A 23,383-nucleotide genomic window follows, 5' to 3' on the forward strand; every position below is an offset into this window, starting at 1 on the left:
CGCCGTGGAGGCGGCCGTCCGGCCGCTCAATGCCGAGACGTACGACGCCGGGACGCGCCCCGCCGCGCGGATCGTGCACCTGGGCCTCGGGGCCTTCCACCGGGCGCACCAGGCCTGGTACACCGAGGAGGCCGGCGACGGCTGGGGCATCGCGGCCTTCACGGGCCGCAGCGCCGACGCCGCCCGGCAGCTCTCCGCCCAGGATGGGCTCTACACGCTCGTGGAGCGCACCGCCGAGGGCGACCGCTGCCGCGTCATCGGCTCGATCGTCGAGGCGCACGACGGCGCGGACCTCCAGGCCCTCGCCACGCTCCTGGCCCACCCGGACACGGCGATCGTCACCCTCACGGTCACCGAGGCCGGCTACCGCCTGGCCGCCGGCGGGGAGCCCGCGCTCGACGCCGCGGACGAGCTCGTCGCCGCCGACGCCGCGGCGCTCGCCGCGCACTACGAGGGCGGCAGCTTCACGCTCGGAGCCCACGGTCTCGACGGCCGCGTGGTGCGCACCGTCGCGGGCCGCCTCGTGGTGGGCCTCGCCGCCCGCCGCGCCGCCGACGGCTGGCCGCTCGCCGTCGTCTCGTGCGACAACCTGCCCGGCAACGGGGCCGCCGCGAAGGCCTCCCTGCTGGGGATGGCCCGGCTCGTGGACCCGCTGCTCGCCGGCTGGATCGAGGAGAACGTGTCCTTCGTGGACACCTCGATCGACCGCATCACCCCCCGCACGACGGACGCCGACCGGGCGGCCGTCGCGGAGGCCACGGGGTACGACGACGTGTCCCCCGTGGTCACGGAGCCCTTCAGCTCCTGGGTGCTGGCGGGGGACTTCCCGGCCGGACGCCCTGCCTGGGAGAAGGCCGGCGCCGTGTTCGTCGAGGACCTCGAGGCGTTCGAGCGCCGCAAGCTGTGGCTGCTCAACGGCGCCCACTCGCTCATGGCCTACGCGGGACGGCTGCGCGGCCACGCGACCGTCGCCGACGCACTCGCCGATCCGGCCGTGTCCGCCTGGGTCGAGGAGTTCTGGGACGCCGCCGCCGCGCACCTGACGGCCCCCGAGCTCGACGTCCCCGCCTACCGGGCCGCCCTGCGGGAGCGCTTCGAGAACCCGCGGATCGCCCACCACTTGTCCCAGATCGGTATGGACGGCACGCTCAAGCTCGCCGCCCGCGCCGTCCCCGTCTACCGGGCCGAGCGGGAGGCCGGCCGCGCCGGAACCGCCGCGCTGCGCCCAATCGCCGCCTGGATGGACCAGGTCTGCGCCCAGCTCGCCGCCGGCGAGGACGTCCACGATCGGGCCGCGGGCCGCATCGCCGAGGCCGCCGCCCAGGGCGGGCAGGGCGCGGAAGGCGGGGCCCCGGCGTCGTCCTCCGATCCCGCGCAGACCACCGCCCTCCTCGCCCTCGTCGACTCCGGGCTCGCCTCCGAGCCCGCCACCGCCTCCGCCGTGCACGCGCTGCGCGGCACCCTCACCCGCTGAACCACGTCGGCGCGCCGCCGCGCCGCCCCGAGAGGAAGAACCCCATGAAGATCATCAAGGCCGAGGTCTACGTCACGAGCCCCTCGCGCAACTTCGTCACCCTGCGCGTCGAAACCGACGAGGGCGTCGTCGGCATCGGCGACGCGACCCTGAACGGCCGCGAGCTCGCCGTCGCCGCGTACCTCAAGGAGCACGTCGCCCAGCTGCTCATCGGCAAGGACCCGCACCGCATCGAGGACACCTGGCAGTTCCTCTACCGCTCCTCCTACTGGCGCCGCGGCCCCGTCACCATGGCCGCGATCGCCGCCGTCGACATGGCCCTGTGGGACATCAAGGGCAAGGTCGCGAACCTGCCCGTCTACCAGCTGCTCGGCGGCGCCTCCCGCACCGGACTGCGCGCCTACGGCCACGCCTCCGGCACGGACATCCCGCAGCTGTTCGACTCCATCCGCGAGCACCTGGAGCTGGGCTATAAGTCCATCCGCGTGCAGACGGCCATCCCGGGTGTGAAGGCCGTCTACGGCGTCGCTGCCCAGGCCCAGTCCTCCGGCGAACGCTACGACTACGAGCCGGCCGGGCGCGGCGCGTTCCCCGCCGAGGAGGACTGGGACACACGCGCCTACCTGCGCCACCTGCCCACCGTCTTCGAGGCGGTCCGCAACGAGTTCGGCCCCGAGATCCCGCTCCTGCACGACGGCCACCACCGGATGACCCCCATCCAGGCCGCCAAGCTCGGCAAGGCCCTGGAACCGTACGACCTGTTCTGGCTCGAGGACTGCACCCCGGCCGAGAACCAGGAGGGCCTGCGGCTCGTCCGCCAGCACACCACCACCCCGCTCGCCATCGGCGAGGTCTTCAACACCGTGTACGACTACCAGACGCTCATCAAGGAGCAGCTGATCGACTACGTGCGCGCCGCCTCCACCCACTTCGGCGGGATCTCCCCGCTCAAGAAGGTCATGGACTTCGCCGCGCAGTACCAGATCAAGTCCGGCTTCCACGGGCCCACGGACATCTCGCCGATCGGCTTCGCCGCCCAGCTGCACGTCGGCCTGGCGATCCACAACTACGGCATCCAGGAGTACATGCAGCACTCGCCGGCCACGAACGAGGTCTTCCACCAGACCATGACGTTCACCGACGGCTACCTGCACCCGGGCGACGCGCCGGGCATCGGCGTGGAGTTCAATGTCGAGGCGGCCCAGAAGTACCCGTACCAGCAGGCCTACCTGCCGTACAACCGCCTGGCCGACGGAACGGTCCACGACTGGTGAGCGGGCACGAGGCCGGTCCCGGCCGCCGCGTGGTGGTCATGGGCGTCTCCGGCTGCGGCAAGAGCACGGCCGGCGCCCTGCTGGCCGGGCACCTGGGCGGGGCGTTCAACGACGGAGACGCGCTGCACCCGCCGGCGAACATCGCCAAGATGAGCGCCGGGACGCCGCTGGACGACGCCGACCGGGAACCCTGGCTGCGCCAGATCGGCCAGGTCCTCGGTGAGGCGGCCGCGGCGGGGGAGACCCTCGTCATCGGCTGTTCCGCGCTCAAGCGCTCCTACCGGGACCTGATCCGCGATGCCGCTCCGGATACGGTGTTCGTGCACCTGCACGGCGACCGCGCGCTGCTGGAACAGCGGCTCCAGTCCCGGCCGGGGCATTTCATGCCACCGAGCCTGCTCGACTCGCAGCTCGAGACGCTCGAGCCGCTCGGCGCGGACGAGGCCGGGGCGGTCTTCGACATCTCCGAGTCCGCCGCCGAACTGGCCCGGGCGGCGCACCGCTGGCTCGCCGGGATCCCGGCCGGCACCTAGTCCTCCCGGCCCGCTCGGCACACGCCGCCCGGGCCGGGGCACCACCCGATGCGGGCCGGAGAGCGGCCCCGCCGCTCTTGGCAACGACGCACGAAAGGCTGCACCCGATGAACGCACCCACGAGCCAGGCCCCGTCCTGGACCCTGTCCGGCTTCGGCGACGAGGTGGACCCCGATCCCGCGCTGCAGGCGGCCGTGCTGCTGGCCCTCGGCGCCACCCACATCGAGGTCCGCTCCGCCTGGGGCGTCAACGTCGCCGAGTTCGACGACGCCACGACCGCCCGGCTCAAGGAGGTCCTCGACGCCCAGGGCCTCAAGGTCTCCGCCATCGCCTCGCCGATCGGCAAGGTCCCGGCCGCCGCGCCGTCCGCCGACGAGCTCGAGCGGCTGCGCCGCGTCATCCGGACCGCGCAGGCCCTCGGGACCCGCTACATCCGGATCTTCTCCTTCTACCCCGCCGAGGGGCAGGGGCCCGAGGACATCCGCGACGCCGTCCTGGAGCGGCTGCGGCTCTTCGCCGCGGAGGCCGAGGCCGCCGGCGTGGTCCTGGTCCACGAGAACGAGAAGGGCATCTACGGCGACACCCCGGAGCGGGTCCTGGACCTCATGGAGTCCGTGGACTCCCCGGCGCTCCGGGTCGCGTGGGACAACGCGAACTTCGTGCAGGTCGGGGTGCGCCCCTACACCGACGGCTACGCGATGCTGCGCCCCTACCTCGAGTACTTCCAGGTCAAGGACGCCATCGCCGAGACCGGGGCCGTCGTCCCCTCGGGCGAGGGCGACGGCGAGCTGCGGGAGACCATCGCGGCCCTCGCCGCCGACGGCTTCTCCGGCTTCGCCTCGCTCGAGCCGCACCTGGCCCAGGCCCACGAGTTCGGTGGCTTCTCCGGCCCGGTCGCCTACGGCCAGGCCGCCCGCGCGTTCCGCCGCATCGCCGAGGGCGAGGGGGTCTCCCTTGTCTAGCGGGCCGCTGTCCGGCGCGGGCCGTTCCGACGCCCCGGGGGACGGCGCCCCGCGGCGCCTGCGCGCGGCCGTGATCGGATGCGGGGACGTGGCGAGCGTGCACTTCGAGGCGCTCGCCGCGATGGACGACGTCGAGCTCGTCGCCGTCGTCGGGCCCACCGCGGCCCGGCGCGAGGAGGCGGCGCGGCGCTGGGGCATCCCGTCCGACGGCGTGTTCGAGGACCACCGGACGATGCTCGAGACGGCGCGCCCCGACGTCGTACACATCGCCACCCCGCACGCGGCGCACGTCGACGCCGCCCTCGACGCGATCGCGGCCGGGGTCGACGTCCTGATCGAGAAGCCGCTCGCCCACACGCTCGCCGACGGCGAGCGGATCGCGGAGGCGGCCCGCGGCGCCGCCGGACGCGTCGGCGTCTGCTTCCAGAACCGCTACAACGCCACCTCGCGCGAGCTGCGCCGCGTCCTGGACGCCGGCGAGCTCGGCCGCGTGCTCGGCGCCAGCGGGTCCGTGCGCTGGTTCCGCGACGCGGCCTACTTCGCCGCCGCCCCGTGGCGCGGCACGTGGGCCGGATCCGGGGGAGGGGTGCTCATGAACCAGTCCATCCACACCCTGGACCTGCTCCTGTGGCTGCTCGGAGACGCCGTCGAGGTCGCGGGCGGCGTCGGCCGGCGGGCGCTCGACGGGCACATCGAGGTGGAGGACACCGCCGACATCGCGCTCCTCCACGACGGGGGCGTGCGCAGCACGTTCTTCGCCACCAACACCGCGGCCCTGAACTTCCCCGTGCAGCTCGAGGTGCAGGGCGAGGCCGGGAGGATGGTGCTCGACGGCGCGCTCACCGTGGCCCCCGCCGAGGGGCCCGGGCGGACCGTGCGGGAGACGGCGCCGCTCGGCGCCGGGCGCAGCTACTGGGGCGCCTCCCACGCGGCGCTCATCCGGGACTTCTACGACGGGCACGGCAGCGGCGAGCCGTTCTGGATCGGGCCGGAGGAGGCGCTGAAGTCCCTGCGCGTCATCAAGCAGGTCTACGCCCAGGCGCTCGCAGAGGGGGAGTGGGTCTAGCCCCCGCCCACCCGCCCCTTCCCGCAACACTCTCCACTCCTGCGTCGTTCCCAGCTCTGAGAACGACGCAGGACTGGAGAGTGTTGTTGTTTCTGGGGAGGGATGGGGTGCTTGTCACGCGTCGGGCGTCATGGCGAGGGCAACTTCTGGCAACCGATTGCCGCGGTGTTGTGACGCACGTAACTTCGAAGGTGAGCCTGTAGATGCGCCCCAGCTCACATGGGAGTGACGGAACGCCACAGGAGACCACCAGCTCAAGGAGACAACGATGACGTTACGTCGACGCACCGCCCTCTCGGCCGCACTAGCCGCGGGCGTTCTGGCGCTCGCAGGCTGTGGCGGAGGCGGCACCCCCGCTCCCGGCGCCACGGGCGGCGGACAGGCCAGCACCACCCTGACCCTCGGCACGGTCGTGGACGCGACCGCCTGGGATCCGGCCCAGGCCCACGTGGGCCACTACATCCAGATGTACCAGGCGGCCTACGACACGCTCATCAAGCGCGCCCCCGACGGGGAGCTCGAGCCGATGCTCGCCACCGATTGGGAGTGGAACGAGGACAACACCGTCTTCACCCTGAACCTGCGCAGCGACGTCACCTTCAGCGACGGCGCGGCCTTCAACGCCGAGGCCGTCAAGGCGAACCTGGAGCACTTCAAGGAGGCCAACGGCCCGCAGGCCTCGACGATGAACAACGTCGAATCCGTCGAGGTCGTCGACGAGGACACGGTCGCCTACCACCTCTCCGCACCCGACCCGGCGCTCCCGTTCTACCTGGCCAACGCCGCCGGCTTCATGGGCAGCCCCGAGGCGCTGGGTACCGACGAGATCGTGTCCGAGCCCGTCGGCACCGGCCCCTACGTGATCGACAAGGCCTCCACCGTCACCGGCTCCCAGTACACCTTCACGAAGCGCGAGGACTACTGGGCCCCCGAGCTGCAGAAGTTCGACACGGTCGTCTTCAAGTTCATGCAGGACACCACCGCCCGCCTCAACGCCCTGGTCTCGGGCCAGGTGGACGCCGCACTGCTCGATCCGAAGTCCGAGGCGCAGGCCACGGGCGCCGGCATCGAACTGACGACGCTGCCGGTCGACTGGCAGGGACTGTTCCTGTTCGACCGCGCCGGCGAGCAGGTCGAGGCCCTGGGTGACGTGAAGGTCCGCCAGGCCATCAACCACGCGATCGACCGTGAATCGATGCTCCAGGCCATCCTGCAGGGCCGCGGCACCGTGACGAGCCAGATCCTCGGCGAGACCACCGCGGGCTACGACGAGGCGCTGGACTCCTACTACGACTACGACCCGGAGAAGGCCAAGTCCCTCCTGGCCGAGGCCGGCTACGCCGACGGATTCAGCCTGACGCTCCCCGTCTCGCCCGGCTTCGACCCGGTCATCTTCTCCTCGATCGCCCAGCAGCTCGGCGAGGTCGGGATCACGGTCCAGCAGGACAGCGTCCAGGGCAACGACTACCGCAACAACGTCCTGGCCGGCCAGTACCCCGCCGCCTTCTACGGCATCTTCCAGGGAGAGCCCTGGATCGCCGTCGGCCACCACATCGGCCCGAACGCCGCCTTCAACCCGACCGGCTACACCGATGAGACCTCCAAGGCGCTCATCGACCGCATGCAGCAGGGTGGCGAGGACGCGGACGCCGCCGCCAAGGAGCTCGGCCGCTACATCACCGAAGAGGCCTGGTTCGCCCCGTTCTTCCGGGTCGACCAGATGTACTTCAACCGTCCGGGCATCACGGTGGAGCAGCAGATCCAGCAGGCCGTGCCGTCCCTCTACAACTACGCGCCCGCCAGCTAGCGCGCGCTCCCGCGGCGGCCTCCCCCTCCGGAGGCCGCCGCGGGACCCTACCGCGAGGTAAACCACCATGCTGACCTTCATCCTCAGGCGACTGGCCGCGGGCCTCGTCCTCCTGTTCACGATCACCACCATCACCTACGTGATGCTGTACTTCTCGAGCCAGAACATCGCCCGCAACATCCTGGGCGAGTTCGCCACCGCCGAGCAGGTCACGGCCAAGGAGGCCGAGCTCGGCCTCGACCAGCCGCTGGTCGTCCGCTACGGAGAATGGCTCGGCAACGCGGTGACCGGCGACTTCGGCCGCTCCTGGTTCACGAGCGAGCCCGTGCTGCAGGCCCTGACCAACCGGCTCCCCGTGACCCTGACCATCGTCGTCACAGCCCTCGTCGTCGCGGCCGTCCTGGCCGCCATCCTCGGCATCGCCGCCGCCGTGAGGCGCGGCTGGGTGGACCGCGTGGTCCAGGTCTTCTCCCTCGCGGCGGACGCCCTGCCGAGCTTCGTCATCGCGATCGTCCTCGTCACGACCCTCGCCATCCAGGCGCAGCTGTTCCCCGCGACCGGGTTCGTCCCGTTCGCGCAGAACCCGGGCCTCTGGCTGGCCTCGATCACCCTTCCCGTCACGGCCCTGTTGTTCCAGCTCACGGCCTCCGCGGCCCAGCAGTTCCGCAGCGCCATCATCGAGGTCCGCCGCCGCGACTACATCCGCACGCTGCGCAGCCGCGGCCTCGGCGAACGCGAAGTGCTCGTCAAGCACGTCCTCCGGAGCGCGGCACCACCCGCCCTGACCATCCTGTCCCTGCAGTTCGTGGGGCTGCTGGGCGGATCCGTGATCATCGAGCAGATCTTCGCCCTGCCCGGCGTCGGGCCGCTCGCGATCCTCTCCACCACCCAGGGCGACATCCCCGTGGTCATGGGCATCGTGGTCTACACGGTCATCATGGTCATCCTCGTCAACCTGGCCGTCGACCTCCTCAACGGCTGGCTCAACCCCAAGGTGCGTGTCTCATGACGCAGGTCCCCTCCATCCAGGCCGGCACCACGGCCGCCGCCGTCAAGCGGGCGGGAACGCTCAAGCGTCTCCTCACCAACCCGATGGCGATCGTGGCGCTGTTCCTCCTCGTCGTCGTCGGCGGGGCCTGCGCGCTGGCTCCGCTGCTCGCGACCCATGATCCCAACACCGGCAACCTCGCCGTCGTCCTCCAGGGACCGGGCGGCGAGCACCTGCTCGGCACGGACAGCGCCGGCCGCGACGTCTTCAGCCGCCTGCTCTTCGCGGGCCAGACGACGCTCGCCGCGGGCCTGCTCGCCGCGGCCGTCGCCATCGCGATCGGCACCCCCGCCGGCATCGCCGCGGGCTACTACGGCGGCCGCCTCGACTCCGCGGCCTCCTGGATCGCCAACATGCTGATGTCCCTGCCGGGCATCATCATCCTCCTCGCCGTCCGCGCGGCGACCGGCCCGAGCGTCTGGCTGTCCATGGTCGTGTTCGGCGTGCTGCTGGCACCGTCCTTCTTCCGCCTGACCCGCACCGCCGTGCAATCGGTGCGCAACGAGCTCTACGTCGACGCCGCCCGGGTCTCCGGCCTGAGCGACTGGCGCATCATGTCCCGCCACGTCTTCTCAGTGGTCCGGGCGCCGATCATCATCCAGACCGCCATGGTCGCCGGCATCGCGATCGCCATCCAGTCCGTCCTCGAGTTCCTCGGCCTCGGCGACCCGCTCGTGCCGACCTGGGGTGTCATGATGTCCGACGCCTTCCGCAACGTCTACCTGCAGCCGCTCCTGCTCGTCTGGCCCGGTCTCGCGATCGCCGCGATCACCGTGGGCCTGGCCCTGCTGGGCAACGCGCTCCGCGACGCACTCGAGGACGGCCAGAAGTCGCCGAAGGCCCCGAAGCGGCCGAAGGCGCCGCGCGCCGCGGCCTCGCCGCACCCACGGCAGGACGCCGCCGCCGTGGCGGCCGCCGCCGATCCGGGCGGGAAGGGCAGTGTGTTGTCCGTCAAGGGCCTGCGCGTCGGCTACCCGCAGGAGGGCGGCACGCTCAAGACCGTCGTCGAGGACGTCTCGCTGCACGTCGACAAGGGCGAGGTCCTCGGGATCGTCGGCGAGTCGGGGTCCGGCAAGTCGCAGACGGCCTTCTCGATCCTCGGCCTGCTGCCGGAGACGGCGCGGGTCACGGACGGGACCATCCTCTTCGAGGGCGAGCCCCTCCTGATCGCGGGCGACGACGCGCGCAACCGGGCGCGGATCGCCAAGCTGCGCGGCCGCGGGATCGGCTACATCCCCCAGGAGCCCATGAGCAACCTGGACCCGGCGTTCACCGTCGGCTACCAGCTCGTGCGGCCCATGGTGAAGGTCCTCGGCCTGTCCAAGGCGGAGGCGAGGAAGCGCGCCCTCGGCCTGCTCGCCACGGTCGGGATCGTCAATCCGCAGCGCACGTTCGACGCCTACCCGCACGAGATCTCCGGCGGCATGGCCCAGCGCGTGCTGATCGCCGGGGCCGTGTCCTGCGAGCCGCGGCTGCTCATCGCCGACGAGCCGACGACGGCGCTCGACGTCACAGTGCAGGCCGAGGTCCTGGACCTGCTGCGCGAGCTGCGCGAGCGCCTTGGTATGGGCCTGCTCATGGTCACGCACAACTTCGGCGTGGTCTCCGACCTCTGCGACCGCGTCGTGGTCATGCGCCAGGGCACCCTCGTCGAGGAGGGCGACGTCCGCTCGCTGCTGCGCAATCCCCAGCACGAGTACACGCAGCAGCTGCTGGCCTCCACCTTGGAGGGCAAGGAGCCGATGACCATGCTCACGGGCTCCTCGAGCCCCGTCCCGGCCTCGGAGCCGGAGGACGACGCCGGACCCGGCCCGGGTGCCGACGCCGACGGTCCGTTCGGGGGAACCCCGGGCGACGCCGACCGCGAGTTGAAGGGAACCCCGTGATGCAGACCCCCACCACCGATCCGGCCGTCGAGCCGCTCCTGGACGTGCGCGACCTCGTGGTCACGTACCCGATGAAGGGCTGGCGCGCCAAGGGATTCACCGTCCTCCACGGCGTCTCCGCCCAGCTTGGCCAGGGCCGCACCCTGGGCCTCGTCGGCGAGTCGGGTTCCGGCAAGTCGACCCTCGGCCGCGCGATCCTGGGCCTGGCTCCCGTCAGCGGGGGGTCGATCACCTTCGACGGCCGGGACATCTCCCACGCCACGCGCGCGGACCGGCGCAAGCTGAGCCGCGACCTGCAGGTCGTCTTCCAGGACCCGTACACCTCGCTGAACCCGGCGATGACGGTCGGCGACATCCTCGCGGAGCCGCTCTCCGTCCAGGGGCGCACGGCCAGCGCCGCGAAGGTCCGCATCGCCGAACTCCTGGACCACGTGGGCCTTCCCGGGGACTCCGTGGACCGGTTGCCGCGCGAGTTCTCCGGCGGACAGCGGCAGCGCGTCGCGATCGCCCGGGCGCTCGCCCTGGACCCGAAGCTCATCGTCTGCGACGAGCCCGTGTCCGCCCTGGACCTCTCCACGCAGGCCCGCGTCCTGGACCTGCTGCTGCGGATCCAGCAGGAGACCGGCGTGTCCTACCTCTTCGTCTCCCACGACCTCGACGTGGTGCGCCACATCAGCCACGAGGTCTCCGTCATGACGGGCGGGGAGATCGTGGAGCACGGGCCGGCGCGCCAGGTCACGGAGGACCCGCAGCACCCGTACACGCGCAAGCTGCTCATGGCCTCGCCCGTCACGGATCCCGACCAGCAGGCCGGGCGCCGCGAGGAGCGCCGCCGGCTCGCGCTCGAGGGGGCGGCCTGACCCGCCGGCACGGCCCCCGCACCCAGACCAGACCTCTACCGGCCGCCCACGACGGGCGCCAGGCCACCGACCGGAAGGACCACACCATGGCACGCATCGGCGTCCAGGCAATGATGCTCAAGAACAGCTTCACCGAGATCGGGGCGTATGAGACGCTCGCGAAGGTGGCCGAGATCGGCTACCGCGCCGTCGAGGTCTCCCAGATCCCGATGGACGCGAAGAACACGGCCGAGCTCGAACGGGCGCGCGACGTCCTCGGGGTCGAGGTCGCGGCGCTCTCCGTCAACGTGACGGCGACGGGCGGCGCTCCCGTGGACGCGCTCGACACCGACTTCGCGAAGATCGTCGACGACGCCCACCGGCTCGGGACCCGACACTTGCGGATCGGCATGCTGCCGCTGCCGGCGATGGCGTCGCTCGAGAAGACCCTGGAGTTCGCCCGCACCGCGGAGGGCTACGCCCAGCGCCTGCAGGCGGAGGGCCTGGGGCTGTACTACCACAACCACCACGTCGAGTTCGCGAAGGTCGAGGGGCGGCACCTCCTGGACCACATCCGGGAGGTCTCGCCCACGATGGGCCTGGAGATCGACGTCCACTGGGTCCAGCGCGGCGGGCTCGATCCCGTCCGCACGCTGCGCCGCTACGCCGGCCAGGCGCCCATGGTCCACCTCAAGGACTACCGGATCGGCGCCCTGCCCGAGAGCGCGTTCGGCCACCTCCAGAGCGGCGACTTCCCGGCCTTTATGCAGGACTTCCGCAACGTGGTCCAGTTCGCCGAGGTCGGCGAGGGCAACCTGGACTTCGCCGAGATCATCCCCGAGGCCGTCCTCGCGGGCGCCGAGTACCTCCTGGTCGAGCAGGACGAGCTCTACGGGCGCACCGTGTGGGAGGCGCTGCAGACCTCCTACGACAACCTGAACACCCTGGGCTTCGGAGACCTCTTCGCCGCCCCCGCCCAGACCGTCGGCAAGTAGCCGGCCCTCCCCGCCCAGAGAAGGAGCATCATGAGCAACAACACCACCAGCGGCACGGTCCGCCTCGGCATCATCGGCCTCGGCCAGCAGGGAGGCATGTACGCCAAGTTCATCACCGAGGGCAGCGTCCCCAACATGGTCATCGGCGCGATCTGCGACACGGATCCGGCGAAGAAGGAGCTCGCCGCCGAGCTGTACCCGGACGTCCCGTTCCACGACGACTACCTCGCGCTGCTGGACAGCGGCGACGTCGACGCCGTCGTCACGTGCGTCCCGCACTTCCTGCACCCCGAGATCGGCATCGAGGCCCTGCGCCGCGACGTGCACGCGCTCGTCGAGAAGCCGGCCGGCGTGTACTCGGCGCAGGTCCAGGAGCTCAACGACTTCGCGGCGTCGAAGCCGGAGCTGTCCTTCGGGATCATGTTCAACCAGCGCAACAACCCGCTGTACAAGAAGCTCAAGGAGATCGTCGACGGCGGCGAGATCGGGGCGATCCGGCGCAGCAACTGGATCATCACCAACTGGTGGCGCCCGCAGGGCTACTACGATTCGAGCGCGTGGCGCGCGACGTGGGGCGGCGAGGGCGGCGGCGTCCTGGTCAACCAGGCGCCGCACCAGCTGGACTTGTGGCAGTGGATCTGCGGCGTGCCGAAGTCCGTGTACTCCAAGGTCTCCTACGGATTCCGGCGCGACATCGCGGTGGAGGACGAGGTCACGGCGGTCGTCGACTACGGCGACGGCGTCACGGGCACGTTCGTCACCGCGACGCACGACATCGTGGGCACGGACCGCTTCGAGATCCTCGGCGATGCGGGCAAGATCGTCGTGGAGAACAGCAAGACGGCCACCGTCACCCGGCTCAAGAAGCCCGAGCGCGAGCTCAGCGACGGCATGGACATGGAGGACGTGGCCAGGCTCTTCCGCGGCCAGGTGGACCCGAGGGAGTTCTACGAGACCGAGGTCATCGAGTTCGAGTCCGTCTGGGGCGGGCAGCACGCGGGCGTGCTGGAGAACTTCGCCGCGAACATCCTGGACGGCACCCCGCTGCTGGCCCCGGGCTCGGACGGCATCAACGGCGTGCGCCTCGCCAACGCGATCCACCTCTCGAGCTGGCTGGGCCGCGAGGTCGAGCTCGACTCGGATCCGCAGGAGTTCCTCGCGGAACTGAACAAGCGCATCGCCGCAGAGGGCGCGTTCCCCGTCCGGGAGACCCCGGTCCGCGCCTAGCGTGGACGGAGGGTACGACGCCGGTGCCGCGCCCCCCGCGGGCGGGGCACCGGCGTCGTACCCTCCCAGGCCAGATCAGGAAGGAGGCGCCATGACGGAACAGCAGCGCAAGGCGCGGCGCAAGGGGTCGGCGGCGACGATCTACGACATCGCCGAGGCCGCCGGCGTGAACGCCTCCACGGTCTCGCGCGCCCTGGCCAAGCCGGGCCGGGTCAAGGCCGAGACCGCCGAACGCGTCCGCGAGGCCGCCCGGCGGCTGGACTACCGGCCCAACCCGATGGCCCGCGCCCTGCCCACGGGCCGGATGAACGCCGTCGGGCTGATCGTCTCCGACCTCGCCAACCCCGTCTTCTTTGACATCGTCGGGGGCGCCCAGGGAGCCGCGGCGCTCGCGGGGTCCACGCTCCTGCTCGCCTCTTCGCAGGAGGACCCGGAACAGGAGCTCGTGGCGGCGCAGCGGCTGGCGGCGAGCGCCGACGGGCTGGTCCTGGCCACGAGCCGCATGGACGACGACGACATCCACCGGCTCGCGGAGTCCACGCCCGTCGTCGTCGTCAACCGCGACGTCCCGGGGATCGCCTCGATCGTGGCGGACCCGCGGCCCGGCCTCGCCGCCTCGCTCGGGCACCTGCACGGGCTCGGCCACCGCCGCGTGGCCTATGTCGAGGGCCCGGGGCGTTCGTGGATCAACCACCGGCGCCGTGCCGTGCTCGAGGAGGCGGCCGCGGGGCTCGGGATCGCGCTCGTCGCGACGTGCTCGCGGGAGCCCACGCTCGCGGCCGGCCGCGCCGCCCTGCCCGACGTCCTCGCGACGGGGGCCACCGCCGTCGTCGCGTACAACGACCTGCTGGCGCTCGGCCTGCTGCAGCGCTGCCAGGAGGAGCGGGTGGCCGTTCCGGGCCGGCTCTCGATCGTCGGCGTGGACGACATCTTCGGTTCCGAGCTCAGCAGCCCGCGCCTGACCACGGTCCGCTCGCCCCTGCGCGCCGCGGGGGACGCCGCCGCCCGCTGGCTCCTGGACCGCATCGGGGGGGACGACGCCGGGGCCCCCCTCGCGCCGCCCGCGCACCTCGCCACGGAGCTCGTCGTGCGCGGCAGCACGGGGGCCGCGCCGCCGCCGTGAGGACGGAGCCGCCCGCGGCCTCCCCGGACCACGCGGCACCGCGCCAGCGTCGTCCGCCCGAGCTGTCACCACCACCATCGCAACCGACCCCGACCCCTCGGAGGATCCCATGCTCAAGCCCCAGGACGGCCCCACCCGCGACGTCCGCCTCCTCGACGGCCTCTACCGCTTCCGCGTGGACCACGAGGGAACCGGCTTCGACGAGCGCTGGTTCGACGCCGCGCTCGCCACCGACCTCGAGATGGCGGTCCCGGGAAGCTACAACGACGTCTTCCCGGACCCGGCCATCCGCAACCACGTCGGCTGGGTCTGGTACCAGCGCGAGGTCTCCGTCCCCGCGGGTTGGGACGGTTCGCGCGTGCTGATCCGGCTCGACGCCGCCACGCACGAGGGGCGCGTGTTCGTCGACGGGACCGAGGTCGCCGCGCACGCCGGCGGCTACACCCCCTTCGGAGCGGACATCACCGACCACGTGCGGCCGGGGGAGCGCTTCCGGCTGACCATCGCCGTGAACAACGAGCTCACCCAGGCCAGCATCCCGCCCGGCCGCGTGGAGACGGGCGCGGACGGCCGCCGCATCCAGCGCTACCTGCACGACTTCTACAACTACTCGGGCCTGCACCGCAGTGTGCGGCTCGTCTCCGTCCCCGCCACGCACGTGGCGGACCTGACGGTCGTCACGGGGCTCGACGGGGCCCGGGGCGAGATCGGCTACACGGTCCGGCTCGACGGCGCCGCGGGCGGCGAACAGGTGGGCGTGCGCGTCCTGGACGCCGACGGGACGCAGGTCGGCGCGGCCGAGGGCGCCGCGGGCACTGTGGTGGTGGACGACGTCGTCCCGTGGCGCCCCGGGGCCGGCTACCTCTACCGGCTGCTCGCCGAGGTCCGGAGGGACGGCGTGCTCGTGGACAGCTACGAGTTGCCCGTCGGCGTGCGCACGGTCGAGGTCCGGGGGACGGAGTTCCTCATCAACGGGGAGCCGTTCCACTTCACCGGGTTCGGGATGCACGAGGACCACGGGACGATCGGCAAGGGCCACAACGACGCGCTCATGGTGGCGGACTTCCGGCTCCTGGACTGGACGGGCGCCAACTCGTTCCGGACCGCCCACTACCCGTACTCGGAGGAGGTCATGGACTACGCCGACCGGCACGGGATCGTGGTCATCGACGAGACGGCGGCGGTGGGGCTGAACATGATGTTCGGCGGCGTCTTCGAGGGTGCCGCCCGGCCCACCTACGTCCCGGGCGAGGTCGACGCCGCGACGGCGGCCTCCCATCGGAACGCCATCCGCGAGCTCATCGCCCGGGACAAGAACCGCCCCTCGGTGGTCCTGTGGTCCATCGCGAACGAGCCCAACGCACAGGAGGAGGGCGCGCGCGGGTACTTCGAGCCGCTCGCCGCCCTGGCCCGCGAACTGGACCCCACCCGGCCGATCGGCTACGTCAACGTGATGTTCGACGGCCCTGACAAGACCCGGATCGAGGACCTGTTCGACGTCTGCATGCTCAACCGCTACTACGGCTGGTACACGCACACGGGCGACCTCCCCGGTGCCGAGGCCGCGCTCGAGGCCGAGCTGCGCACGTGGGCCGAGACGTTCGGGAAGCCGATCCTGCTCACCGAGTACGGGGCGGACACCATGCCGGGGCAGCACTCGCTCCACGCCGCGCCGTGGAGCGAGGAGTACCAGGCCGAGTTCCTGGACATGTACCACCGCGTTTTCGACCGGATCGACGCCGTCGTGGGGGAGCACGTGTGGAACTTCGCCGACTTCCAGACCTCGGTGGGCATCATGCGCGTCGATGGCAACAAGAAGGGCGTCTTCACGCGGGACCGCCGCCCGAAGGCCGCGGCCCACGCGTTGCGGCGCCGCTGGCGGCGCGCGTAGGCCCCGTCCGCCCCGCCCACCGCGTGGCTCAGCGGCGGAGCTCGTGCTGGAGGCGGGCCAGCGCGGGGCGGTCGAGGCCCGCGGAGAGCAGGTAGTCCTCCACGGTTCCGTGCCGGTCCAGGAAGCGCTCGAGGAACACCTCCATCGCCTCGGCCGGCGCCGTGAGGATCACGGGAGGCGCGTCGGCCGCGAACGCGGGCAGCTCCTCGCCGGGGTGCGTGCGCACGTAGAGCCCGTGCAGGGCGGAGAGGATCTGCGGCAGGGCGGCGGAGGTTCGGGCGTAGTCGCCGACGATGTCCTCCGGCTCATGGCCGGCGGCGAGGTGGACCACGGCGGAGACGACGCCGGTGCGGTCCTTCCCGGCCGCGCAGTGCAGGAGCGTGGTCCGTCCCGCCGCGATCGGCGCGAGCGAGCGGGCCACCATGTCCGGGCGCTCCTCGGCCCACCACAGGTAGAGCTCGCCGAGGTCGCGGGCCGTGTCGATGCTGCGGCGGCTGCTGGGCCGGCCCTCCGTGGGATCGAGCGGCGCGGAGAGCAGCTCGGGCAGCGGTTCGCCCTGGGCGCGGGCGTCGAGCAGCCACGGGACGAGCGCGCTCTCGGCGGGTGAGCGCAGGTCCACCACGGTCTCGATCCGGTGCTCGGCCAGGAAGCCGGCCACGCGGTGCGCGTCCCAGCCGAACGGGGCGCTCGAGCGGTAGACGAGCCCCTCGACGACCGGCCGCAGGTTCAGGACGCCCGGCGCGTCGGCGCCGTCCGCCGCACTCGCGGTCGCCCGTGCCACACCCTCCGGATCCCCGGCCGCTGCCCGCGCGCCGTCCGTCACAGCCACTTGTTCGCCTTGAACACCACGAACAGCCCCACGCTCAGCAACGCCATGAGGCCGAGCGCCCCGCCGTAGCCCCACGCCAGGTCGAGTTCCGGCATGTGGTGGAAGTTCATCCCGTAGATGCTGCCCACGAGCGACGGCGCGAAGAGGATGGCGGCCCAGGAGGAGATCTTCTTCATCTGCTCGTTCTGCGCGACCCCGGCCTCCGCGGCCTGCTGGGAGATGAGCGTCGAGCTGAGGGTGAGCGCGTTGGTCAGCAGCTCGCGGAAGGACTTGATGCGCTCCGTGAGCCGGATCGCGTGGTCGTGCACGTCGTTGAGCAGCCGGTCCAGCTCCACCCAGGCCGCGCGGTCGGCGCCCCGGGGCCTGGAGGGGGCCCCGGCGTCGTCCGCGATCCGGACCGCGTCGCGGCGCAGCTCGGAGAGGATCCGCTCGAGGGGCTCCGTCGCCCGCTGCAGCGCGATCACCTCGCGGGAGAGCTCGTAGATGCGCCGGGAGACGTGCGGGTCCCCGGAGAACAGCTGGTCCTCGATCTCGTCGATGTCGTTGGACAGGCCGGCGATGACGGGCTCGTACTCATCCACGACCTGGTCCACCACCGCGTACAGCACCGCCGGCGGGCCCATGGCGAGCAGCTCGGGCTCGGCCTCCATGCGCTGGCGCACGCGGGCCAGGTCCGGCGATTCCGCGTGGCGGACCGTGACCACGAAGTCGCCGCCCGTGTAGACGTGCAGCTCGCCGAACTCGACCTTCTCGACGTCGTCGCGGTAGCGGGCCGGCCGCAGCACCAGGAGCGTGTGGTCGCCGTAGTGGTCCAGCTTGGCGCGCTGGTGGCCGGTGAGCGTGTCCTCCACGGCGAGCTCGTGCAGCCCGAGATCGGCCGCGACCCGGTGCAGCTCCTCCGCGTCCGGACGGTAGAGGCCCAGCCAGGCCATGCCGCCGCGCACGCGCAACTGCTCCAGGGTGTTCTCGACGTCCGCGGGTCCGCCGGCCCGTTTGCCGTCGACGTAGATGGCGTTGTCCACCGTGGCCATGGGCCGCCTCCTTCTTCCGCCGGATCGTGAAGCCAGTCTGCCACTTCCGGAGCGTCCCCGCGGCGCGCCAGCCACTACCCTTGAACGGTGCACACCACCCCTGACCCCGGCGCCCCGCAGGATTCGACGCGGGAGCCCGGCCCCGGCGTCGTCCCCTCCCCGGAGGCCGTCCGGGAGGACCCGGCCATTGAACCGGACGACGCCGGAGCCCGCCTTCCACGGGACCCCTCCGACGGCGCGGCGCGGCCCGAGGTCGGCGTGGGGCCGTGGGAGGGCGAGTGGCCCGAGGGGGAGCACTGGGACCCCGAACTGCTGCGCGAGGGAGACCGGCGCAACGTCGCCGACCGCTACCGGTACTGGCGGCACGACGCGATCGTCGCGGAGCTGGACACGCGGCGGCACGACTTCCACATCGCGATCGAGAACTGGCAGCACGACCTGAACATCGGCACCGTGGTCCGCACGGCCAACGCGTTCCTGGCCCGCGAGGTCCACATCATCGGCCGCCGCCGCTGGAACCGGCGCGGGGCCATGGTCACCGACAAGTACCAGCACGTCCGCCACCACGCCACGGTCGGGGAGTTCGTGGAGTGGGCGCGCGGCGAGGGGCTCGCGGTGATCGGGGTCGACATCTTCCCCGACTCCGTGCCGCTCGAGACCTACGAGCTGCCGCGCCGCTGCGTCCTGGTGTTCGGGCAGGAGGGGCCGGGCCTGAGCGAGGAGGTCCACGAGGCCGCGGAGGCGACGTTGTCGATCGAGCAGTTCGGTTCCACGCGCTCGATCAACGCGGCCTCGGCGGCGGGGATCGCGATGCACGCCTGGATCCGCTGCCACGTGTTCGGCCAGCACCCGGCCTGAGCGCGCGAGACCCCGCGCGTACCCCGCGCGTACCCCACGCGGTGTCGGGGTAGGTGTCGGAAAGCCTGAGGTTTTCCAACACCTACCCCGACACCACGGGAGGGGTGTGCGCGCGGGCGGGCTAGTTGGCCGTGAGCTCCGCGTGCCGCTCGTGCGCCTCGGCGACCTTGGCCCGGATCTGCTCGATGTCCTTGACCTTGTCCCGGTGCTTCTTCTCCATGGTGTGGATGTGCCGTTCCTCCTCCACCAGCATCCGGTAGAGGCGTTCGCGCTCGTCCGCGTCGGTGGTGTAGCCGAGGTCGAGGTAGGCCTCGGCGTGGCGGCGGGCGTTGCTCACGGCGGTCTGCGCCTTGCCGGCCTTGGAGACGAGCGAGGCGACGACGGTGACCACGAGGATGCCGATGATGACGGTCAGGGACAGGGCCGTGGTGATCTCGACGACGTCGACGTGCTCGCCGCCGTTGATGAACCAGACGTTGTTCTCGTGCAGCGCGTGCAGGAACAGCTTGACGCCGATGAAGCCGAGGACCGCGGCCAGGCCGTAGGAGAGGTAGATGAGGCGGTCGAGCAGGCCGTCGAGGAGGAAGTACAGCTGGCGCAGGCCCATGAGGGAGAACGCGGTCGCGGTGAAGACGATGTAGACGTTCTGCGTCAGGCCGTAGATCGCGGGGATCGAGTCGAGGGCGAAGAGGATGTCGGTTCCGCCGATGGCCACCATGACCAGGAGCATCGGCGTCAGGGCGCGCTTGCCGTTCTGGATGGTGAAGAGCTTGTCGCCGTCGTAGTGGTCGGTGGTGTGCAGGAAGCGCTTGGCGAGGCGGATGATGAAGTTGTTCGCCTGGTCGTCCTCGTGGCCCCCGGGCTTGAGCAGGTTGCCGGCGGTCACGAGCAGGATGATGCCGAAGATGTAGAAGACCCAGCTCCAGGTGTTGATGAGCGCGGCTCCGGCGAAGATGAACAGGGTGCGCATGATGAGCGCGAACACGATGCCGAACAGCAGGACCTTCTGCTGGTCCTCGCGCGGGACCTTGAAGCTCGCGATGATCACGAGGAACACGAAGAGGTTGTCGACGGAGAGGGCCTTCTCCGTGATGTATCCGGCGAAGTATTCTCCGCCCATCGCGGCCCCGCCGAACACCAGCACCGCGATGCCGAAGAGGATCGCGAGCCCGACGTAGATGGAGGACCAGACGGCCGCTTCCTTGAGGGTGGGGATGTGGGCCTTGCGGATGTGGAAGAAGTAGTCGAAGGCCAGCAGGGCGGCGATCACGATGATCGTGATGGTCCAGATGAAGGGTGGGACGGTCACGGGGATCCTTTCGGGGACGATCGTTCCCGCGAGTCTTTCCGCCGGTAGACGTCCGGCCGCTGCATCCGGCGGGGCGATGGTGCCCTGCGTGTTGACGGGTGCAGCGCTGGGGATACTCCCTCACGTTCCCCCCCAGCATAGCGGCAGCGGTGCGGTGACGCGCAAGCCGGGGTACGACGCCGGACGCAGGGCCGGGTGCCGGACGCCGGCCCGGGTGCCGGGCCGGGTCGGCGATGGTTTGCCCGGCGAAACATCCTTTACGGATCCCGTCACGCCGCATAGTGTGTGATGCGGCTCACATGTTACCCAACGGTAGGTTTCGGTCGTGGGCCGGCGGCAACGAGGCCGCACCGTCGAACAGAGGAGCACAGATGACCCGTCCCGGAAACCACCACCTGCCCTCCCATGCAGCACCTACCCGGGCAGTCCCTCCCCGCGCTGTCCCTTCCGGCACTGTCGCTTCCGACGCCGACCTCGTCGGCTCCACTGCACGGCAGTCGGCCGACGGCTCCGTCCGTGGGGCGGGTGCCCTGCGCCGCCTGGCCGCGGGTTGCGGCGCCTCCGCGCTCGCGGCAGTCCTCGCCCTCGGGGCCGCCGCGCCGGTTCACGCGGCACCCGCTCCGCACGCGTCGATGCCCACGATGGCACACGCTGCCCTGCCCGTGTCGACGCCCGCGACGCCCGCGGCGGCCGCCTCGACTGCCGCGGAAGACGCCGCGGAAGACGCCGTGACGGACGCCGGTGCCGCGACGGACGCCGACCTGCAGCGCGAGGAGGCCCTCGGGGAGCTCGCCGAGTCCGTCGACGCCCACTTCTACCTCCCGCCGTCCACGCTGCCGGCCCAGAACGGGGCTGTGATCCGCTCCGAGCCCGCGCAGTTCTACCTGGACCCGGTCAAGCTCATCAAGCCGAAGGCCTCCGCGACGCGCATCATGTACTCCTCCACCGACGCCCACGGCGGCCGGATGGCCGTCACCGGCACGGTCCTGGTGCCCACGAAGGCGTGGACGGGCAAGGGGCAGCGTCCACTGATCGGCTACGCCGTGGGGACGCAGGGCGCGGCGGACCGCTGCGCGCCGTCGCGGCAGATGGCGATCGGCCAGGAATACGAGGGGCCGATGGTCGCCGCGCTCCTGGAGGCCGGCTACGCGCTGGCCCTCACGGACTACCAGGGCCTCGGCACGCCGGGCGCGCACAGCTACATGGTGCGGGCGGCCCAGGGCCACGCCGTCCTGGACTCGGTCCGCGCGGCGCAGCGGCTCGGCCTCGCGGGCGTGGGCGCCGCGAACCCCGTGGGCCTCGTCGGGTACTCGCAGGGCGGCGGGGCCTCGGCCGCCGCGGCGGAACTCGCGCCGTCCTACGCCCCGGAGCTTGACCTCAAGGGCGCCTTCGCCGGTGCGGTTCCCGGCGACCTGCAGCAAGTGGCCGCGAAGATCGACTCGACCCTCTACACGGGCTTCCTGCTCTTCGCGATGAACGCCCTGGACTCGCAGTACCCGGTGGACCTCGATGCCGCGCTGAACGCGAAGGGCCGGGAGCGCGTGGCGGAGGCGGCGGAGAACTGCGTCGTCGACGGACTGCTCCAGCACGGCTTCGTCAAGACGTCCACGCTCACCGCGGACGGCAGCACCTTCACGCAGCTGGCGAACAGGGAACCCTACGCCTCGGTGCTGCGCGAGCAGCGGATCGGCGACGGGCGCGCGCCCAGGGTCCCCGTGATGCTCTCCCACAGCCTGCTCGACGACGTGATCCCGTACCAGGCCGGCCGCGGCGTGGCGGAGCGCTGGTGCGCGCAGGACAGCAACGTCTCCTGGATCACCAACGCCGCGCCGACGCACCTCGGCGGGTACGTGGCCGCGGTGCCCAGTGCGATCGCGTTCCTCAAGGCGCGTTTCAACGGCAACACGCAGCTCTCCAGCTGCTGGCGCCTCTAGCGGATCCCGGACGACGGCGGTGCCGCACCGGCGCCGCCGTCGTCCGGGATCCGCCCCGCAGCCCCGACGGCCTCGCCCTCGGTTGGCTTGCAGATCGTGCAGGTTCTTGGGCCCTGGGGCTGAACGATCTGCAAGGCAGACTCGAGGGCGTTCTCCTGATGCGGGCCCTGCCCGCACGGGTGTGACGCGGGACGCACCACGTGCGCGCCGACTCGCTAGGATGAGGGATAGCCAATGAGGTCTACTCCCACCCCACCTATCCAGGAGTCAGCATGCCCCTCGCAACCCCGGACAAGTACAACGCCATGATCGACGCCGCGAAGGCCGGCGGCTACGCCTTCCCCGCGGTCAACGTGACCTCCTCGCAGACCCTCAACGCGGCCATCCGCGGCTTCGCCGAGGCCGGCTCGGACGGCATCATCCAGGTCTCCACCGGCGGCGCCGCCTACTGGTCCGGCGCGTCCGTGAAGAACATGGTCACCGGCTCCCTCGCGTTCGCGGCGTTCGCCCGCGAGGTCGCCAAGTCCTACGACGTCAACATCGCCCTGCACACCGACCACTGCCCGGCGGACAAGCTGGACGAGTTCGTGCTGCCCCTCCTGACCGCCTCCGAGGCCGAGGTCGCCGCGGGCCGCGATCCGTTCTTCAACTCCCACATGTGGGACGGCTCCGCCGAGACCCTCGAGGAAAACCTGCGCATCGCGGCCGAGCTGCTGCCGCGCACCGCGGCCGCGCGCCAGATCCTCGAGGTGGAGATCGGCACGGTCGGCGGCGAGGAGGACGGCGTCGAGAACGCCATCAACGACAAGCTCTACACGACGGTCGAGGACGCCCTGGCCACGATCGAGGCCCTCGGAGCCGGCGAGAACGGCCGCTACATCACGGCCCTGACCTTCGGCAACGTGCACGGCGTCTACAAGCCGGGCAACGTCAAGCTGCGCCCGGAGATCCTCAAGGACATCCAGGAGCAGGTCGGAGCGAAGATCGGCAAGGCCAACCCGTTCGACCTGGTGTTCCACGGCGGCTCCGGCTCCTCGGAGCAGGAGATCGCGGACGCCGTCTCCTACGGCGTCATCAAGATGAACATCGACACCGACACCCAGTACGCCTTCACCCGCCCGGTGGCCGGCCACATGCTCGCCAACTACGACGGCGTGCTGAAGGTCGACGGCGAGGTCGGCAACAAGAAGACCTACGATCCGCGCGTGTGGGGCGCCAAGGCCGAGGAGTCCATGGCCGCCCGCATCGTCGAGGCCGCCCAGCAGCTCGGCTCTGCCGGCAAGTCCATCAAGTAGGC

Annotated in this window: 19 protein-coding genes; 16 read left to right on the forward strand and 3 right to left on the reverse strand. The window is 71.6% G+C overall.

Going from position 1 to position 23,383, the window contains the following annotated elements; translation table 11 throughout:
* The first annotated feature begins 4 nt into the window (after nt 1-4).
* The 13 genes from AC0QR5_RS13800 to uidA all read left to right on the forward strand — a co-directional run bounded on the left by AC0QR5_RS13800 (nt 5) and on the right by uidA (nt 16,125).
* Complete coding sequence (locus tag AC0QR5_RS13800) at nt 5-1,474, forward strand: mannitol dehydrogenase family protein (RefSeq protein ID WP_430633483.1); 1,470 nt, start codon at nt 5-7, stop codon at nt 1,472-1,474.
* 44 nt (nt 1,475-1,518) lie between these two features.
* Nucleotides 1,519-2,748, forward strand: coding sequence for a D-mannonate dehydratase ManD (gene manD, locus AC0QR5_RS13805; protein WP_329862339.1), 1,230 nt, complete (start codon nt 1,519-1,521; stop codon nt 2,746-2,748).
* The gene (locus tag AC0QR5_RS13810; protein WP_329862337.1) at nt 2,745-3,281 is read left to right on the forward strand and encodes a gluconokinase; all 537 of its coding nucleotides are present in this window, start codon (nt 2,745-2,747) and stop codon (nt 3,279-3,281) included. The genes manD and AC0QR5_RS13810 overlap by 4 nt, the downstream gene beginning before the upstream one ends.
* A 107-nt stretch (nt 3,282-3,388) precedes the next feature.
* Nucleotides 3,389-4,243, forward strand: a complete 855-nt coding sequence (locus AC0QR5_RS13815; RefSeq protein WP_329862335.1) for a sugar phosphate isomerase/epimerase family protein — start codon at nt 3,389-3,391, stop codon at nt 4,241-4,243.
* Nucleotides 4,236-5,309, forward strand: coding sequence for a Gfo/Idh/MocA family protein (locus tag AC0QR5_RS13820; protein ID WP_329862333.1), 1,074 nt, complete (start codon nt 4,236-4,238; stop codon nt 5,307-5,309). The genes AC0QR5_RS13815 and AC0QR5_RS13820 overlap by 8 nt, the downstream gene beginning before the upstream one ends.
* A 268-nt stretch (nt 5,310-5,577) precedes the next feature.
* A complete protein-coding gene (locus AC0QR5_RS13825; protein WP_329862331.1) occupies nt 5,578-7,116 on the forward strand; it encodes an ABC transporter substrate-binding protein in 1,539 nt (512 codons plus the stop codon).
* Nucleotides 7,117-7,183: 67 nt separating this feature from the next.
* Nucleotides 7,184-8,125, forward strand: coding sequence for an ABC transporter permease (locus AC0QR5_RS13830; protein WP_329862327.1), 942 nt, complete (start codon nt 7,184-7,186; stop codon nt 8,123-8,125).
* Complete coding sequence (locus AC0QR5_RS13835) at nt 8,122-10,050, forward strand: dipeptide/oligopeptide/nickel ABC transporter permease/ATP-binding protein (RefSeq protein ID WP_329862325.1); 1,929 nt, start codon at nt 8,122-8,124, stop codon at nt 10,048-10,050. The genes AC0QR5_RS13830 and AC0QR5_RS13835 overlap by 4 nt, the downstream gene beginning before the upstream one ends.
* On the forward strand, nt 10,050-10,910 hold the full coding sequence (locus AC0QR5_RS13840; RefSeq protein ID WP_329862323.1) for an ATP-binding cassette domain-containing protein: 861 nt from the start codon (nt 10,050-10,052) through the stop codon (nt 10,908-10,910). Before AC0QR5_RS13835 ends, AC0QR5_RS13840 begins: the two co-directional genes overlap by 1 nt.
* Nucleotides 10,911-10,996: 86 nt before the next feature.
* On the forward strand, nt 10,997-11,884 hold the full coding sequence (locus AC0QR5_RS13845) for a sugar phosphate isomerase/epimerase family protein (RefSeq protein WP_329862321.1): 888 nt from the start codon (nt 10,997-10,999) through the stop codon (nt 11,882-11,884).
* A gap of 30 nt (nt 11,885-11,914) precedes the next feature.
* Nucleotides 11,915-13,111, forward strand: a complete 1,197-nt coding sequence (locus AC0QR5_RS13850) for a Gfo/Idh/MocA family protein (RefSeq protein WP_329862319.1) — start codon at nt 11,915-11,917, stop codon at nt 13,109-13,111.
* A 91-nt stretch (nt 13,112-13,202) separates the two neighbouring features.
* The gene (locus AC0QR5_RS13855; RefSeq protein ID WP_329862317.1) at nt 13,203-14,234 is read left to right on the forward strand and encodes a LacI family DNA-binding transcriptional regulator; all 1,032 of its coding nucleotides are present in this window, start codon (nt 13,203-13,205) and stop codon (nt 14,232-14,234) included.
* A 109-nt stretch (nt 14,235-14,343) separates the two neighbouring features.
* On the forward strand, nt 14,344-16,125 hold the full coding sequence (gene uidA, locus AC0QR5_RS13860; RefSeq protein WP_329862314.1) for a beta-glucuronidase: 1,782 nt from the start codon (nt 14,344-14,346) through the stop codon (nt 16,123-16,125).
* 28 nt (nt 16,126-16,153) lie between these two features.
* Here uidA and AC0QR5_RS13865 read toward each other — a convergent pair whose 3' ends face one another.
* Nucleotides 16,154-16,954 (reverse strand): tyrosine-protein phosphatase, encoded by an 801-nt coding sequence (locus AC0QR5_RS13865; RefSeq protein ID WP_329862312.1) that lies wholly within the window; start codon nt 16,952-16,954, stop codon nt 16,154-16,156.
* A complete protein-coding gene (locus AC0QR5_RS13870) occupies nt 16,945-17,985 on the reverse strand; it encodes a magnesium and cobalt transport protein CorA (protein ID WP_329862310.1) in 1,041 nt (346 codons plus the stop codon). The genes AC0QR5_RS13865 and AC0QR5_RS13870 overlap by 10 nt, the downstream gene beginning before the upstream one ends.
* A 186-nt stretch (nt 17,986-18,171) precedes the next feature.
* Here AC0QR5_RS13870 and AC0QR5_RS13875 point away from each other — a divergent pair, with 186 nt between their 5' ends.
* On the forward strand, nt 18,172-18,843 hold the full coding sequence (locus AC0QR5_RS13875) for a TrmH family RNA methyltransferase (RefSeq protein ID WP_329862329.1): 672 nt from the start codon (nt 18,172-18,174) through the stop codon (nt 18,841-18,843).
* Between the two features lie 121 nt (nt 18,844-18,964).
* Here the strand turns inward: AC0QR5_RS13875 and AC0QR5_RS13880 are convergent, their stop codons facing one another.
* Nucleotides 18,965-20,152, reverse strand: a complete 1,188-nt coding sequence (locus AC0QR5_RS13880) for a TerC family protein (RefSeq protein ID WP_329862308.1) — start codon at nt 20,150-20,152, stop codon at nt 18,965-18,967.
* Between the two features lie 371 nt (nt 20,153-20,523).
* Between AC0QR5_RS13880 and AC0QR5_RS13885 the strand changes: the two genes are divergently transcribed.
* Both AC0QR5_RS13885 and fbaA read left to right on the forward strand, forming a co-directional pair.
* Nucleotides 20,524-22,086 carry a lipase family protein gene (locus AC0QR5_RS13885; RefSeq protein ID WP_329862306.1) on the forward strand — a complete coding sequence of 521 codons (1,563 nt, stop codon included), beginning with the start codon at nt 20,524-20,526 and terminating at the stop codon, nt 22,084-22,086.
* A gap of 272 nt (nt 22,087-22,358) precedes the next feature.
* Entirely contained in the window at nt 22,359-23,381 is a 1,023-nt protein-coding gene (fbaA, locus tag AC0QR5_RS13890; protein ID WP_329862301.1) for a class II fructose-bisphosphate aldolase, read from the forward strand.
* The last annotated feature ends 2 nt before the right edge of the window (nt 23,382-23,383 follow it).

This window comes from Arthrobacter sp. J156 (assembly GCF_056172865.1).

Excerpts from the sequence above, each read along its gene's own strand:
- manD (WP_329862339.1), top strand. The coding sequence starts at position 1,519 with ATGAAGATCATCAAGGCCGAGGTCTACGTCACGAGCCCCTCGCGCAAC.
- AC0QR5_RS13850 (WP_329862319.1), top strand. The coding sequence starts at position 11,915 with ATGAGCAACAACACCACCAGCGGCACGGTCCGCCTCGGCATCATCGGC.
- AC0QR5_RS13835 (WP_329862325.1), top strand. The coding sequence starts at position 8,122 with ATGACGCAGGTCCCCTCCATCCAGGCCGGCACCACGGCCGCCGCCGTC.
- AC0QR5_RS13855 (WP_329862317.1), top strand. The coding sequence starts at position 13,203 with ATGACGGAACAGCAGCGCAAGGCGCGGCGCAAGGGGTCGGCGGCGACG.
- AC0QR5_RS13830 (WP_329862327.1), top strand. The coding sequence starts at position 7,184 with ATGCTGACCTTCATCCTCAGGCGACTGGCCGCGGGCCTCGTCCTCCTG.
- fbaA (WP_329862301.1), top strand. The coding sequence starts at position 22,359 with ATGCCCCTCGCAACCCCGGACAAGTACAACGCCATGATCGACGCCGCG.
- AC0QR5_RS13825 (WP_329862331.1), top strand. The coding sequence starts at position 5,578 with ATGACGTTACGTCGACGCACCGCCCTCTCGGCCGCACTAGCCGCGGGC.
- uidA (WP_329862314.1), top strand. The coding sequence starts at position 14,344 with ATGCTCAAGCCCCAGGACGGCCCCACCCGCGACGTCCGCCTCCTCGAC.
- AC0QR5_RS13840 (WP_329862323.1), top strand. The coding sequence starts at position 10,050 with ATGCAGACCCCCACCACCGATCCGGCCGTCGAGCCGCTCCTGGACGTG.
- AC0QR5_RS13870 (WP_329862310.1), bottom strand. The coding sequence starts at position 17,985 with ATGGCCACGGTGGACAACGCCATCTACGTCGACGGCAAACGGGCCGGC.
- AC0QR5_RS13815 (WP_329862335.1), top strand. The coding sequence starts at position 3,389 with ATGAACGCACCCACGAGCCAGGCCCCGTCCTGGACCCTGTCCGGCTTC.
- AC0QR5_RS13885 (WP_329862306.1), top strand. The coding sequence starts at position 20,524 with ATGACCCGTCCCGGAAACCACCACCTGCCCTCCCATGCAGCACCTACC.
- AC0QR5_RS13845 (WP_329862321.1), top strand. The coding sequence starts at position 10,997 with ATGGCACGCATCGGCGTCCAGGCAATGATGCTCAAGAACAGCTTCACC.